The sequence below is a fragment of the Rhodococcus sp. KBW08 genome, from assembly GCF_003852455.1.
Lineage (GTDB): Bacteria > Actinomycetota > Actinomycetes > Mycobacteriales > Mycobacteriaceae > Rhodococcus_F > Rhodococcus_F baikonurensis.
The window spans coordinates 79,406-92,016 of sequence record NZ_QAJJ01000006.1; the positions used below are offsets into that span (position 1 = coordinate 79,406).

Below are 12,611 nucleotides of genomic sequence, written 5' to 3' on the forward strand. Positions count from 1 at the left end.
CGCTCAGGCGCCGAACCGTCGGTGGCGCGCCGCGTAATCACGCAAGGCCCGAAGGAAATCGACTCGACGGAACTCGGGCCAGTACGCCTCGGTGAACCAGATTTCCGAATAAGCGCTCTGCCACAACAGGAATCCGGAGAGCCGCTGCTCGCCGGACGTGCGAATCACGAGGTCCGGATCGGGCTGGCCCGACGTGTAGAGGTGACCGTCGATGCCGTCGACCGTGACCGCCTGGATCAGTTCGTCTCCACCCAGCCCCTCACCGATCTTGTCGCGCAGGAGCGATTGGACGGCGTCGGCGATCTCCTGTCGTCCGCCGTATCCGATCGCGACGTTGACATGTGTCCCGGTTCGGCCGCTGGTTCCGGCGGCAGCTTCGCGCAACCGCCTGGACTGCTCGGGTGGCAGAAGATCGAGGGCGCCGACGATCTGCACACTCCAGTTCTTGCCGGGCCCGGAGATCTCTTCGACGACGTCGGTGATGATTTCGAGGAGGGTGTCGAGCTCTTCCGGCTCGCGGCGCAGGTTCTCGGTCGAGAGCAGGTAGATGGTTGCCATCTCGATCCCGGCGGCATCACACCACTCGAGCAATTCGGCGATCTTGAGTGCGCCCATGCGGTGCCCGTGACTGACATCGGTGAAGCCGTTCTCGCGAGCCCATCGCCGATTTCCGTCACACATCACGGCGACGTGCCGTGGGTGCGCGAGACCGTCGAGATGACTGAGGAGCCGTCGCTCGTAGATGCTGTACAGCAGTCCGCGCAGATTCACCGTGACATCACCATGGTGTCAAAGAGTACGCCCGCCGGTCACCGCCACATGCGAGCGCCGTCACGCTTTTTGTGCGCGTCGAAAACCCGCAGGTAGGTTATGCTACTGGTGCGTAACCTACGGTACCGTAGGTTACTCGCTTCGCAACAACACGGAACGAGAGGGGTTGCACATGACGGCATTCGGGCTCGACGAGCTTCCGGTCAAACCACGCATGCGCGGTTGGATCCACCTGTGGGCGCTCGGTGTCTCCGTCGTCGCGGGCATCGTTCTCGTCTCCGTAGCCGGCGCTCAGGTAGGCGCCAAGGCGGCGTGGGCAACCGCGATCTACAGCATCACGATCTGCGGCCTCTTCGGCATCAGCGCGACCTATCACCGTATCCAGTGGCAGACCGTCAAGGGCCGTACGTGGATGAAGCGTGCGGACCATTCGATGATCTTTCTCTTCATCGCCGGCAGCTACACACCGTTCGCCATGCTCGGTCTCCCTACCCACACCGGCAAGATCATTCTTGCGATCGTGTGGGCAGGCGCGCTGGCCGGCGTTGCCCTCAAGATGCTCTGGCCCACCGCGCCGAAATGGGTGGGGGTACCGCTCTATCTTCTCCTCGGCTGGGCGATCGTTCCGGTGGTCGGTGAACTGACACACCAGGTCGGTGTGGCGCCGATGGTGCTGCTGCTCGTCGGCGGGATCTTCTACAGCGTCGGCGCAATTCTGTACGCGACGAAATGGCCCAACCCGTGGCCCACGACGTTCGGGCATCACGAGTTCTTCCACGCCGCGACGGTCGTCGCAGCGATCTGCCACTACATCGCGGTATGGCTCGTCGTGTTCAACTGACTCGCCAGTTCCACCACCGTCGTCACCGGCCGATCACACACGAATCCCCGACAGATGTACGCGGCTTCACCTCCGTCGACGAGGGGTCGATCTGCAAGCAGCGGTGAAGAATCCGGGGCACCCCCGACAACCACTGCACCACCCGGCGCAAGCCGGCGGGCATCGGCCAACAGCGAACCTTCCCCGACGACGGCCACCTGTATCGGACCGCGCAACGACGCTTCCGCCACCGCGAGCCAGTGCCCCGCCGACCGAGGCGCACGCTCGAGCGGCAGCGTGGCCCTCGCCAGCGCGTCCGCCGCGGCCTGGGCGTAACGAGAAGAGCGCTCGGCATCGGTCAACGCCGCTGCGGTCAACAGAGCCTCCGCGACGCTCGACGCACCGGACGGCGTCGCGCCGTCCAACGGGTCTCGGGGCAAAGTCACGAGCGACTCCGCGAAATCGGCCGTGTCGAACCAGCTTCCCGGCTCGGCCGGATCAGCGAAGTGGTCGACAGTGACGTCGAGCAACTGCTGCGCCGCATCGAGCCACCGCGCCAATCCCGTTGCCTGGTAGAGAGCCAGGAGGCCGGTGGCCAACATTGCGTAATCCTCGAGCACGCCCGTCGGGGCACCGACAGCCCCACCGAGGGATGCGCGACGCAAGTGACCGTCCACCAGGTGGAGGTCGAGGAGAGTTCCTGCACACTCGGCTGCCGCAGCGATCCAGTCGGGTCGATCCAGGGCCAACCCCGCTTCCGTCAACGCCGTGACGGTCAGCCCGTTCCAGGCCGTCACCACTTTGTCGTCGCGACCAGGCTGCAGACGCCCGGCCCGGACAGCGCGTAGGGCGTCGGAGACCCGCTGCCAGCGTGACCAGTCGTCGGGGTCTCGGAGCAACTGCAATACCGAAGCACCCTCTTCGAACGTGCCGGTATCGGTGACCCGGAACAAGTCCGCCGCCCACTGTCCGTCCTCCGCACCGAGTACCTCGACCAACTGCGCCGGCGTCCATACGTACGTGAGGCCTTCGACGCCGTCGGTGTCGGCATCGAGAGCCGAAGCGAAGCAACCGTTCTCGGTCAGCAGATCTGAAAGCAGGAACCTTGCGGTCTCCTCGGTGACGCGAGTGGCGAGGTCCGATCCGGTCCGCCGCGCCCAGTGCGCGTAGAACCGCAGGAGCAGCGCATTGTCGTAGAGCATCTTCTCGAAGTGCGGAACCACCCACTCGGCATCGACCGAGTACCGCGAGAAACCGCCACCCAACTGGTCGTAGATCCCGCCACGAGCCATTGCTTCGGCGGTGCGCTCGATGCCGCCGAGAATCTCGCCCGAACCCGTTCGCTCGTACTGTCGGAGCAACCCCTCCAGTAGTGCCGACGGCGGAAACTTCGGTGCCCCACCGAATCCCCCGCGCGGGATGTCTTCGTCACCGAGGATCGATCGACCCGCCGCATCGAGCAACTCGGCGTCGACAGGCGCTCCGCCGTACGGAATTCCGCCCGACGCGCGCTGAAGTTCCGTCACGATCGACTGCGCCGCGTTGTCGACCTCGTCGCGCCGATTGGTGAAGGTGTCCGCGATCGCTTCGAGAAGCTGTGTGAACGAGGGCATTCCGCCGCGAGGCGCCGGCGGGTAGTACGTACCGCAGTAGAAGGGGGAACCGTCGGGAGTCAGGAAACACGTCATCGGCCAGCCGCCCTGGCCGGTCATCGCGACCGTCGCGTTCATGTAGACGGCGTCGATGTCGGGACGCTCTTCGCGGTCCACCTTCACACAGACGAAGTTCTCGTTCATGATGGCCGCGATCTCGTCGTTCTCGAACGACTCGTGCGCCATGACGTGGCACCAGTGGCACGCCGAGTACCCGATCGAGAGAAGGATCGGCACGTCGCGCTCGCGCGCCCACTCCATCGCTTCTTCACCCCACTGTTGCCAGTGGACCGGATTGTCGGCGTGCTGACGCAGGTAGGGGCTCGAGGACCCACCCAGGTTGTTCCGCATCCGTGGGTCCATCATCCCTACCTCGTTCGTCTCAGGATTCTTGCTTCGGCTTCTTCTCGGTAGAGACGTTCGGTTCCGCCGGGCTCGGAGCTGTGATGGCTCCCCGGTCGGTGCCTTCGTCTGCCTGCTGATCGAGTTCGGGATGATCCGGTTCGAAGGTTTCCGGCAGCTTCTTGAGCTGACGATTCATCGACCGGACCAGAAGAATCACACCGATGAGTAGCGCAAGAATGACCACCAGGCCGACCGGAGACGACTTTCCGAACTCCGGACCGGATGGATTACTCGGGGTCTGAGCAAGAAATTGTGTGGTGCCGAGGATTACCTCGACGGACAGAGCATTCACTTCTGAGCGTCCTCTTCGAGACCTGCGAACAGGTCGGTTTCCGGAATGGACGTGGTGACCCGCGTCTTGGCGAGCTCGAATTCCTCGGTGGGCCAGATCTTCTGCTGAATGTCGAGCGGCACAGCGAAGAACGAACCGTTGGGATCGATCTGCGTCGCGTGCGCACGCAGGGCGTCGTCTCGCTGGGGAAAGTAATCGCCGCACGTGACCTGAGTGGTCACCCGGACCATCATGTCGCCACGCTCGGTCTTCCACTTCTTGAGCCAGTCCGCCATCGGGAACGGCTCACCGCGACGCTCGTACTCCTCCTGGAAGAGTTCGAGGCGCTTACGGATGAACCCGTGCGAGTAGTAGACCTTCTTGATCTCCCACGGCTCCCCGTCCTCGGGGAAGTACTCGGGATCGGCGGCGGCTTCGTACGCAGCCATCGTCACCTCGTGGCACCGGATGTGATCCGGGTGCGGGTATCCACCGTTCTCGTCGTACGTCGTGACGACGTGGGGACGGAACTCGCGAATCACCTTGACCAGCGCGCGCGTCGACTCTTCGAGCGGAACGAGGGCGAAGCACCCTTCGGGCAGCGGCGGAAGCGGGTCGCCCTCGGGAAGCCCGGAATCGACGAAACCGAGCCAGCGCTGCTTCACGCCCAGAATGCGAGCGGCCTCGGCCATCTCCTCCTGGCGGACTTCGCTGATTCGATCGCGGACGCCGGGAACGTCCATGGCCGGGTTGAGAATGTCGCCACGCTCGCCCCCGGTGAGCGTCAGGACCATCACTTCGTGGCCTTCGGCTGCATAACGGGCGGTGGTGGCCGCACCCTTGCTCGACTCGTCGTCGGGATGGGCATGGACGGCCATGAGCCGGAATCCGCTCACGTGTTCGTTCACCTCAACTTCACCTCTAGCCGTTACCGGCAGTCTTCGATTCACACGCTGTGCAGTGCTCGGATTACTCCGGGCCTTCGCCGTCAAACGTACCGACTGCCGACAAACCTACCGACGGCGCGACGGGACACGTCCTCTATAGTTCCACCCGAGAGTTCCTGGCGCAGCCGTGACCCCTTCGGTAGTTCGGTGGGGCGCAGTCAGTTGCTGCACGACACGTGAACTCGAGTCTTCGAGAGCAGAGTGATGAGCAAACCGCTTCCCCAAGATCGGTACCCGAGCACTACTCGCACGGGCAGTCCCCGCAAGTGGATGGTGTGGGCTCTGACCGCTCTCGTCATCGTCGTAGGCGGCGGAATCGCGTACTACGCATACGGAAAATTTGCGGTCAAGGAAATCGAGACCGAGACCATCTCGTTCGACATCGCCAACGACTCCACGGTGAAGATCCGTTTCACTGTCACGCGCGACGACTCGTCACGTGACGCGATGTGCATCGTGCGCGCTCGCTCGAAGGACGGTTCCGAAACCGGACGACGTGAGGTCTACGTCCCGTCGTCTGAGCATCAAACCCTCGAGTTCAACACCGAGGTCAAGACGTCCCAGCCGCCAGGCATGGCCGACGTCTACGGCTGCAGCTTCGACGTTCCGGAGTACCTGACAAAGAGCTGACCTCGGAACGCACCCACCCTGCCGGACGTTTGGCGACGGACAGGGCGGGTAGTCATGCGTGATAGAATTGCCCGATACACGGTTCCGGGTGGAACCGTGTATTGCTGCATTGACGGCAAGGTTGCATCTTCGGTGATGCGTCCGAGTCGTTGTTCGCTGCTGTTGCAGTGATCGTCGAGGGAGCCCCCGGCTCCGACTACTAGGGAGTGATCGAGATGACCGAGACCCAGGTGACCTGGCTTACCCAGGAATCACATGACAGGCTCAAGAACGAACTCGACCAGCTCATCGCCAATCGCCCGGTCATCGCCGCCGAGATCAACGAGCGTCGCGAAGAGGGTGACCTGAAAGAGAACGGTGGCTACCACGCTGCCCGCGAAGAGCAGGGTCAGCAGGAAGCCCGCATTCGCCAGCTCCAGGAGCTGCTGAACAGCGCAAAGGTCGGCGAGGCCCCCACTCAGTCCGGTGTTGCACTGCCCGGATCCGTAGTCAAGGTCTACTACGACGGCGACGAGAGTGACACCGAGACGTTCCTGATCGCTACCCGCGAAGAAGGCGCACGTGACGCCAAGCTCGAGGTCTACTCCCCGAACTCACCGCTGGGCGGCGCGCTGCTCGAAGCCAAGGTCGGCGACACTCGTGAGTACAACCTGCCCAACGGCAGCACCATGAAGGTCACGCTGCTGAGCGCGGAGCCTTACCACAGCTGATCGGCCGTACGAACGCCGAAGAAGCACCAGCTCTGAAAAGAAGCGCCACCCGACTTGGCCGGGTGGCGCTTCTTGCTCTGTCGGCGCTTGCTGTTCCGGCTCACTCACACCACGCGGCGAGCCTTCATGCCGGCGAAGATCGGGCCGACCTTCACCACGTCACCGAATGTGGGTGCGTGAAGCATCTGACCGTTGCCGACGTAGATCGCCACGTGGCCGGGGCCGCCTGCCTGCCAGTTGCCGAACAACAGGTCACCGGGCTGCGCCTGATCCAGCGGGATCTCGACGCCGACGCCCCACTGTGTCTCGGAGGTCCGCGGCAGGGTCACGCCGGTGGCCGCGTGGATCGCGTACGACGTCAGACCCGAGCAGTCGAACCCGCCCATCGACGGCCCGTTGATGTTTCCGCCGCCCCAGACGTAGGGCAATCCGAGAAACTTCAGACCGGCCTCGACGACACCGCCGACCGCGGCGGCGAGGTTGTTGTAGTCGAAGGGTGCAAGCATCAGGGCGAAAGAGTCCTGCAGAGATTTGATCTGAGCGACGAACGGAGCGGCGACCGCCTGTTCGGCGGGGGCGCCATCCGACTCGTCTGCCGGTACGCCGCCCGCTTCACGTACGGCGTCGGGTCCGACGTCGTAGGCAGCGAGCGCGAGGTCGACGGTATCGCCCTCGACCTCACCGGACTTCTGCCAGGACTGCGCTTGCTTGACGAGATCGCACAAACGGTAGCCGGTTGTCATCACCGGGTCGGCGACACCCAGGATGTCCATCTTCCCGTCGCCGTCGCCGTCCTTGCCGTAAGCGGTCCACGCCGCAGTGGTGAAACGGCCAGGCCCGCGCCCACCTTCCGGTGAGATGTCGGTATCGGGTCCGTACTTGAATCCGTTCTCGACCGAGTACAACGAGGCGATCACCGCAGGGGTGATCTCGGAGCACAGTGCGCCGGCCTTCTTGATCCACGGCGCGAACACCGCCACCGCTCCCACGGGCGCCAACGTCGCTCCCGGAAAGTTGGAGGGTACGGACGGCACGATTCCCTCAGGCGTGTCCTGAGTTCGTGCCGGTCCGTTCCAGGCTGCGAGTGTGACTGCAGCATTCGAAGACTCGTTCTTCTCGACTTGTGCGGGCGCTCCGAGAGTTCCACTCATCACGCCCAGTGCGGTGCCGATCGACACAGCGATCGCCAGGACACCGACTGCCATCCGAACCTCCGATAAACCTCTGAAAATCTACGTACGTGGTCGTACCCGAAACTTGTCGGTGCGAACATCTACTCTTTCGAACATGCATTCGACACCGCTCAGTCTCGCGACTCCTGTAACCAATGTCTCATTTATCTCGGTGGGCGTTACGCAAATGACTACAGACGCCAAGGCTTTTCTCAGGTTCGGCGTGCAAGCTGAGTGCATGAGCGACGATCGGCCACGACCCGCCCGGGGACGCACTACGGTGTATCGACCCGTTCGCCTCGCCCTCGCAGCCACGGCTGTGGCGGGAGCACTCGCAAGCGGCGGACTTTCGCTCGTTTCTTCTCCCACTGCCACGGCTCTCGCGCCGGACACCTCGGCTTCTCACACCAAGAATCCCGCTGTGAAGCGGCCCGTCGTGGTCGCCGGATTCGGAACCCCGGACGCCGTTTCCAACGGTTCGTGAGCACGCCGCGCTCGGCCTCCGAGTGGCTCACCTGGGGCGTGCAGGCTCGGGTTGTCGTCACCGACCCTGAAGTCCTGCCCTCCGCGGCCAGCCTGGTTCGCGGTTACCTCACCGCTGCCGACGCCGCCACCAATCGAGATCGTGCCGACTCCGAGATTCGAACCTACGTCAGCGCCGCAAGCAACGTCGACGGCGTCGTCGTGACGCCCATGTTCGCGCACTTCCTCGAAGACGCGTTGGCTGTCGCACGGCTGACCGACGGCAAACTCACACCAACGGCCGGCTCGGCAGACCCGCACTCCTGGTGGAAGATTCGCGTCGAGCACAACCGCGTGTACAGCCCGGACGACGTAGTCCTCGACCTCTCCGCGACCGCTCGTGCCAGTTCGGCGGATCACTGCGCGGCATCGACTGCCACGCTTCTCGGGTGCGGAGTGCTGGTCGGCCTCGGCGGCGACATCGCGGTTGCCGGTCCGGCGCCGGAAGACGGCTGGCAGATTCAGGTTCAAGACCTACCCGGCGATCCGACGTGCCAAGTAGCTCTCCCGTCCGACTGTGGGATCGCCACGGCCAGCACCGTCAAACCACTGCACCGCGAATCGACGGCGACGCCGATGTGGCGCACGGTGTCGGTGATTGCGTCCTCCTGCGCCCAGGCCGCCGCATTCAGTCGGGTTGCGGTCGGCATGAGCGGTTCGGCCATCGACTGGCTACATCAACTCGACGTACCCGCCAGGCTGGTCGACCAGGAGTACCGCGTAACGGTTCTGGGCGGCTGGCCTGACGAGTAAGTCGCGTCAGTTCTGCAAGCGCGTCAGTTCTGCAAGCGCGTCAGTTCTGCAAGCGCACTGCGTAGCCGGCGCGGTCGAAGGCGGTGAGAAGTTCTGCCTTGTTGTCCGGACCACGCGTCTCGACGGTGAGAAAGACTTCCACTTCGTCGAGCGCGAGTTCGCCACCGGTACGGGAGTGGATGACGTCTACCACGCTGGCGCCGTTCGCCCGAACCACTTCGAGCAGCGACACCAGTGCGCCCGGCCGATCGTCGATGGTGATGTGAACGCCGAGGAACCGTCCGGCTGCCCGCAGTCCGTGGGAGATGACGTGTGTGAGCAGCAGCGGATCGATATTGCCGCCGGAAAGAACGGCGCACACCGGCCCGGTCAGTCCCAGCTCTTCCGGAGAGCACGTCATCAAGGCCGCAACGGCCGCGACGCCTGCCGGTTCGACGATCAGCTTGGCGCGTTCGAGGCACAACAGGAGCGCTTTGGACAACGCTTCCTCGCTGACCGTCACCACCGCGTCGACATGCGCGGCGACCTCGGCGAAGGGAACCTCGCCAGGGCAGCCCACGGCGATACCGTCTGCCATCGTGGACATCGACGCCAATGCGGTCGGCTTCCCGGCGGCCAACGACGCCGGCCAGGCCGCCGCGGTCTCGGCCTGCACTCCGACGATGCGCACCTGTGGGCGTACAGCTTTGACTGCGGCAGCCACGCCGGCGATCAACCCGCCGCCGCCGGTGGGGACGAGGATCGTGCCCACCTCGGGGAGCTGCTCGAGGATTTCGAGCCCCACCGTCCCCTGCCCCGCCACGACGTCCTCGTGGTCGAACGGGTGAACCAGGACAGCTCCGGTCCGGTCTGCGAATTCGCGAGCGGCGACGAGTGCTTCGTCGACAGTCGAACCGTGCAGGTGGACCTGAGCCCCATATGCCTTGGTGGCCACCAACTTCGGCAGCGGCGCCCCGGTCGGCATGAAGACCGTCGACTTGATTCCCAATTCTGTTGCAGACCAGGCAACTCCCTGCGCATGGTTGCCGGCGCTGGCCGCCACCACGCCCGCCGCCCGTTCCTCCGCAGACAGGTTGGCGATGCGATTGTAGGCGCCGCGAGGTTTGAAAGAGCCGGTGCGCTGCAGGTTTTCACATTTCAAGCTCACGGCGAAGCCGGTGGTTTCAGACAACACTCGCGAGGCGACCACCGGGGTACGGCGCATGACCGGGGCGAGAAGTTGCTGTGCAGCTTTGATCTGTTCGAGATTCACGCATGCCTCCAGAAAGTGCGCCTCCACACCCTCGTGAGGTGTGAAGGCGCACTGCAGGTTCGAAGTCGAATTACCGTAGAGAGCGAAGATCAGGACAGTGCTTGCTCGATGTCGCCGACCAGATCGGAGGCGTCTTCGATGCCGACCGACAGGCGAACCAGATCGTCGGGAACCTCGAGCGCGGAACCGGCCGTCGAGGCGTGTGTCATCGCGCCGGGGAACTCGATGAGGGATTCGACGCCGCCGAGAGATTCTGCCAGCGTGAAGATCTCGGTGCGCGAGCACAGGTCGAGAGCTGCCGCCTTGCCACCCTTGAGACGCACGGAGATCATGCCGCCGAAGCGTCGCATCTGCTTGGCCGCGACCTTGTGCGACGGATGCGAAGCCAGTCCGGGGTAGATGACGCTGGCAACAGCGGGATGACCGTCGAGCAATTCGACGACCTTCTCCGCGTTGTCACTGTGACGCTCCATGCGCAGTGCCAGTGTCTTGATTCCGCGCAACGTCAGGAACGCGTCGAACGGGCCGGGAACGCCGCCGGATCCGTTCTGCAGGAAGGCAAACGCGGTGTCCAGTTCTTCGTCGTTGCAGACGAGAGCGCCACCGACCACGTCGGAGTGTCCGCCGATGTACTTGGTGGTGGAATGCAGCGCGATGTCGGCGCCGAGCTGCAGCGGCTGCTGCAGGTACGGCGACGCAAAGGTGTTGTCCACCACGATCTTTGCGTTACCCTCGTGGGCGATCTCGGCGAGGAGCTCGATGTCACCGATGTTGAGCAGCGGGTTCGTGGGGGTCTCGACCCAGACCAGCTTGGTGTTGGACTTCATTGCCGCGCGCACCGCATCGACGTCGGACACCGGAGCCGGGGTGTACTCGATCCCCCACTGCGTGAAGACCTTGTCGATGAGGCGGAAGGTTCCGCCGTACGCGTCGTCGGGGATGACCAGGTGATCGCCCGGTCGAAGTACCGATCGGAGCAGGCAGTCGGTGGCCGCCATTCCCGAACTGAACGCTCGACCGTAGGTTCCGGATTCGAGCGCGGCGAGGTTCGCCTCGAGCGGGCGACGGGTCGGGTTGCCCGTCCGCGCGTACTCGAAGCCACTACGCATTCCACCGACGCCGTCTTGGGCGAAGGTGGAACTTGCGTAGATCGGCACGTTGACAGCACCGGTCAGCGGATCGGGTTCGTAACCCGCATGCACTGCCTTCGTGGAGAAACCCTGCCAGCTGATGTTGTCGGCCTTGCTGCGTTGCTCACTCATGATCCCCAGCCTAACGGCGCCGGCCCCGGCGCAGGAATCTGTACTCAGGAATCCGAACTCAGGAAACCCAGGAGATCGTGGCGCGTGATCACGCCGACCGGCTTGCCGTCGTCGACGACCATGAGTGCGTCGGTGTCACCGAGCGCCTTCGTGGCAGCCGAGACCGGCTCGCCGGAACCGATGAGCGGGAACGGCTTGCTCATGTGCTTCTCGACGGAATCCGCCAGGTGCGCACGGCCTTCGAAGACCGCGCTCAGCAGATCCCGCTCGGACACACTTCCGGCGACCTCGCCTGCCATGACCGGCGGTTCAGCACCGACGACAGGCATCTGGGACACGCCGTACTCGCGCAGGATCTCGATCGCGTCGCGCAGAGTCTCCGACGGGTGGGTGTGAACGAGGTCCGGCAACTCGCCCGACTTGCCGCGCAGAACGTCGCCGACGGTGGGGACGTTCGCCTTGCCGTCGAGCGGGGTGCGGAGGAATCCGTACGACGCCATCCACTGATCGTTGAAGATCTTGGACAGGTAGCCGCGGCCACCGTCCGGGAGGAGGACGACGATCAGAGCGTCGGGGCCCTCGCGCTTTGCCACTTCGAGGGCAGCGACGACGGCCATGCCGCAGGAACCGCCGACCAGTAGCCCCTCTTCGCGGGCGAGGCGACGCGTCATCTCGAAGGAATCGGCATCAGAGACGGCGATGATCTCGTCGGGGATGGACGGGTCGTATGCCGACGGCCAGAAGTCTTCGCCGACGCCCTCGACCAGGTACGGACGACCGGTGCCACCGGAGTAGACGGAGCCTTCGGGGTCTGCGCCGATGACCTTGACCTTGCCGCCCGAAACTTCCTTGAGGTAGCGGCCGGTGCCGGTGATGGTGCCGCCGGTGCCGACGCCCGCGACGAAGTGCGTGATCTTGCCGTCGGTGTCGGCCCAGATCTCGGGACCGGTGGTCTCGTAGTGGCTCTCCGGTCCGCCCGGGTTGGAGTACTGGTTGGGCTTCCATGCGCCGGGGATCTCACGGGTGAGGCGGTCGGAGACGCTGTAGTAGCTGTTCGGGTTGTCCGGAGCGACGGCCGTGGGGCACACGACCACCTCGGCGCCGTAGGCACGCAGGACGTTGCGCTTGTCTTCGCTGACCTTGTCGGGGCAGACGAAAACGCACTTGTATCCACGCTTCTGCGCCACGAGCGCCAAGCCGATTCCGGTGTTGCCCGACGTCGGTTCGACGATGGTGCCGCCCGGCTTCAGTTCACCCGAAGCCTCGGCTGCGTCGATCATCTTGACGGCGATGCGGTCCTTGGAGCTACCGCCAGGGTTGAGGTATTCGACCTTGGCTGCCACCGTGCCGAAGTTTTCGCCGGTGACGGAGGTGAGCTTGACGAGTGGGGTGTTGCCGATGAGGTCGACGACGTGTTCCGCGATGCGCATTCGTCCATGTTCCC

13 protein-coding genes are annotated in these 12,611 nt (G+C 64.4%); 5 read left to right on the forward strand and 8 right to left on the reverse strand.

The annotated features are described in order from the left end of the window. Positions 1-3 precede the first annotated feature (3 nt). Complete coding sequence (locus DBV08_RS08065; protein ID WP_095972183.1) at positions 4-771, reverse strand: isoprenyl transferase; 768 nt, start codon at positions 769-771, stop codon at positions 4-6. Positions 772-943: 172 nt separating this feature from the next. On the opposite strand from DBV08_RS08065, the gene DBV08_RS08070 reads away from it, so the two are divergent. Then, positions 944-1,612: a hemolysin III family protein gene (locus tag DBV08_RS08070; RefSeq protein ID WP_095972181.1), complete on the forward strand. Its 669-nt coding sequence runs from the start codon at positions 944-946 to the stop codon at positions 1,610-1,612. On the opposite strand, the gene DBV08_RS08075 is transcribed toward DBV08_RS08070, so the two are convergent. Genes DBV08_RS08075 through mca form a run of 3 tightly spaced genes read right to left on the reverse strand, consistent with a single transcriptional unit; the run spans position 1,579 to position 4,815 of the window. After that, positions 1,579-3,606 (reverse strand): thioredoxin domain-containing protein, encoded by a 2,028-nt coding sequence (locus DBV08_RS08075; protein ID WP_124567081.1) that lies wholly within the window; start codon positions 3,604-3,606, stop codon positions 1,579-1,581. The two genes, DBV08_RS08070 and DBV08_RS08075, sit on opposite strands and share 34 nt — an antisense overlap. A gap of 19 nt (positions 3,607-3,625) precedes the next feature. Then, a complete protein-coding gene (locus tag DBV08_RS08080) occupies positions 3,626-3,940 on the reverse strand; it encodes a hypothetical protein (protein WP_124567082.1) in 315 nt (104 codons plus the stop codon). Then, positions 3,937-4,815 carry a mycothiol conjugate amidase Mca gene (gene mca / locus DBV08_RS08085; RefSeq protein ID WP_095972245.1) on the reverse strand — a complete coding sequence of 293 codons (879 nt, stop codon included), beginning with the start codon at positions 4,813-4,815 and terminating at the stop codon, positions 3,937-3,939. Before mca ends, DBV08_RS08080 begins: the two co-directional genes overlap by 4 nt. A gap of 255 nt (positions 4,816-5,070) precedes the next feature. Here mca and DBV08_RS08090 point away from each other — a divergent pair, with 255 nt between their 5' ends. Further along, positions 5,071-5,496 carry a DUF4307 domain-containing protein gene (locus DBV08_RS08090; protein ID WP_020970262.1) on the forward strand — a complete coding sequence of 142 codons (426 nt, stop codon included), beginning with the start codon at positions 5,071-5,073 and terminating at the stop codon, positions 5,494-5,496. Between the two features lie 215 nt (positions 5,497-5,711). Then, a complete protein-coding gene (gene greA, locus DBV08_RS08095; protein WP_007726385.1) occupies positions 5,712-6,206 on the forward strand; it encodes a transcription elongation factor GreA in 495 nt (164 codons plus the stop codon). Between the two features lie 104 nt (positions 6,207-6,310). Here the strand turns inward: greA and DBV08_RS08100 are convergent, their stop codons facing one another. Then, complete coding sequence (locus DBV08_RS08100) at positions 6,311-7,411, reverse strand: bifunctional lysozyme/C40 family peptidase (RefSeq protein WP_124567083.1); 1,101 nt, start codon at positions 7,409-7,411, stop codon at positions 6,311-6,313. A gap of 205 nt (positions 7,412-7,616) precedes the next feature. Here DBV08_RS08100 and DBV08_RS08105 point away from each other — a divergent pair, with 205 nt between their 5' ends. Continuing rightward, complete coding sequence (locus DBV08_RS08105; protein ID WP_206029765.1) at positions 7,617-7,862, forward strand: hypothetical protein; 246 nt, start codon at positions 7,617-7,619, stop codon at positions 7,860-7,862. Beyond that, on the forward strand, positions 7,859-8,653 hold the full coding sequence (locus tag DBV08_RS08110; protein WP_124567084.1) for an FAD:protein FMN transferase: 795 nt from the start codon (positions 7,859-7,861) through the stop codon (positions 8,651-8,653). Before DBV08_RS08105 ends, DBV08_RS08110 begins: the two co-directional genes overlap by 4 nt. A gap of 40 nt (positions 8,654-8,693) precedes the next feature. Here the strand turns inward: DBV08_RS08110 and ilvA are convergent, their stop codons facing one another. From ilvA to DBV08_RS08125, 3 genes are all read right to left on the reverse strand, one after another. Beyond that, positions 8,694-9,857, reverse strand: coding sequence for a threonine ammonia-lyase (gene ilvA / locus DBV08_RS08115; RefSeq protein WP_223257899.1), 1,164 nt, complete (start codon positions 9,855-9,857; stop codon positions 8,694-8,696). Positions 9,858-9,994: 137 nt separating this feature from the next. After that, a complete protein-coding gene (locus DBV08_RS08120) occupies positions 9,995-11,167 on the reverse strand; it encodes a cystathionine gamma-synthase (RefSeq protein ID WP_124567085.1) in 1,173 nt (390 codons plus the stop codon). A 44-nt stretch (positions 11,168-11,211) separates the two neighbouring features. Next, positions 11,212-12,597, reverse strand: coding sequence for a cystathionine beta-synthase (locus DBV08_RS08125; RefSeq protein WP_095972176.1), 1,386 nt, complete (start codon positions 12,595-12,597; stop codon positions 11,212-11,214). Between the last annotated feature and the right edge of the window lie 14 nt (positions 12,598-12,611).

Bases quoted from the DNA above. Each gene is read 5' to 3' on its own strand.
- DBV08_RS08105 (WP_206029765.1), top strand. From the start codon at position 7,617: ATGAGCGACGATCGGCCACGACCCGCCCGGGGACGCACTACGGTGTAT.
- ilvA (WP_223257899.1), bottom strand. From the start codon at position 9,857: ATGCGCCGTACCCCGGTGGTCGCCTCGCGAGTGTTGTCTGAAACCACC.
- DBV08_RS08090 (WP_020970262.1), top strand. From the start codon at position 5,071: ATGAGCAAACCGCTTCCCCAAGATCGGTACCCGAGCACTACTCGCACG.
- DBV08_RS08120 (WP_124567085.1), bottom strand. From the start codon at position 11,167: ATGAGTGAGCAACGCAGCAAGGCCGACAACATCAGCTGGCAGGGTTTC.
- DBV08_RS08075 (WP_124567081.1), bottom strand. From the start codon at position 3,606: ATGGACCCACGGATGCGGAACAACCTGGGTGGGTCCTCGAGCCCCTAC.
- DBV08_RS08070 (WP_095972181.1), top strand. From the start codon at position 944: ATGACGGCATTCGGGCTCGACGAGCTTCCGGTCAAACCACGCATGCGC.
- DBV08_RS08125 (WP_095972176.1), bottom strand. From the start codon at position 12,597: ATGCGCATCGCGGAACACGTCGTCGACCTCATCGGCAACACCCCACTC.
- DBV08_RS08100 (WP_124567083.1), bottom strand. From the start codon at position 7,411: ATGGCAGTCGGTGTCCTGGCGATCGCTGTGTCGATCGGCACCGCACTG.
- greA (WP_007726385.1), top strand. From the start codon at position 5,712: ATGACCGAGACCCAGGTGACCTGGCTTACCCAGGAATCACATGACAGG.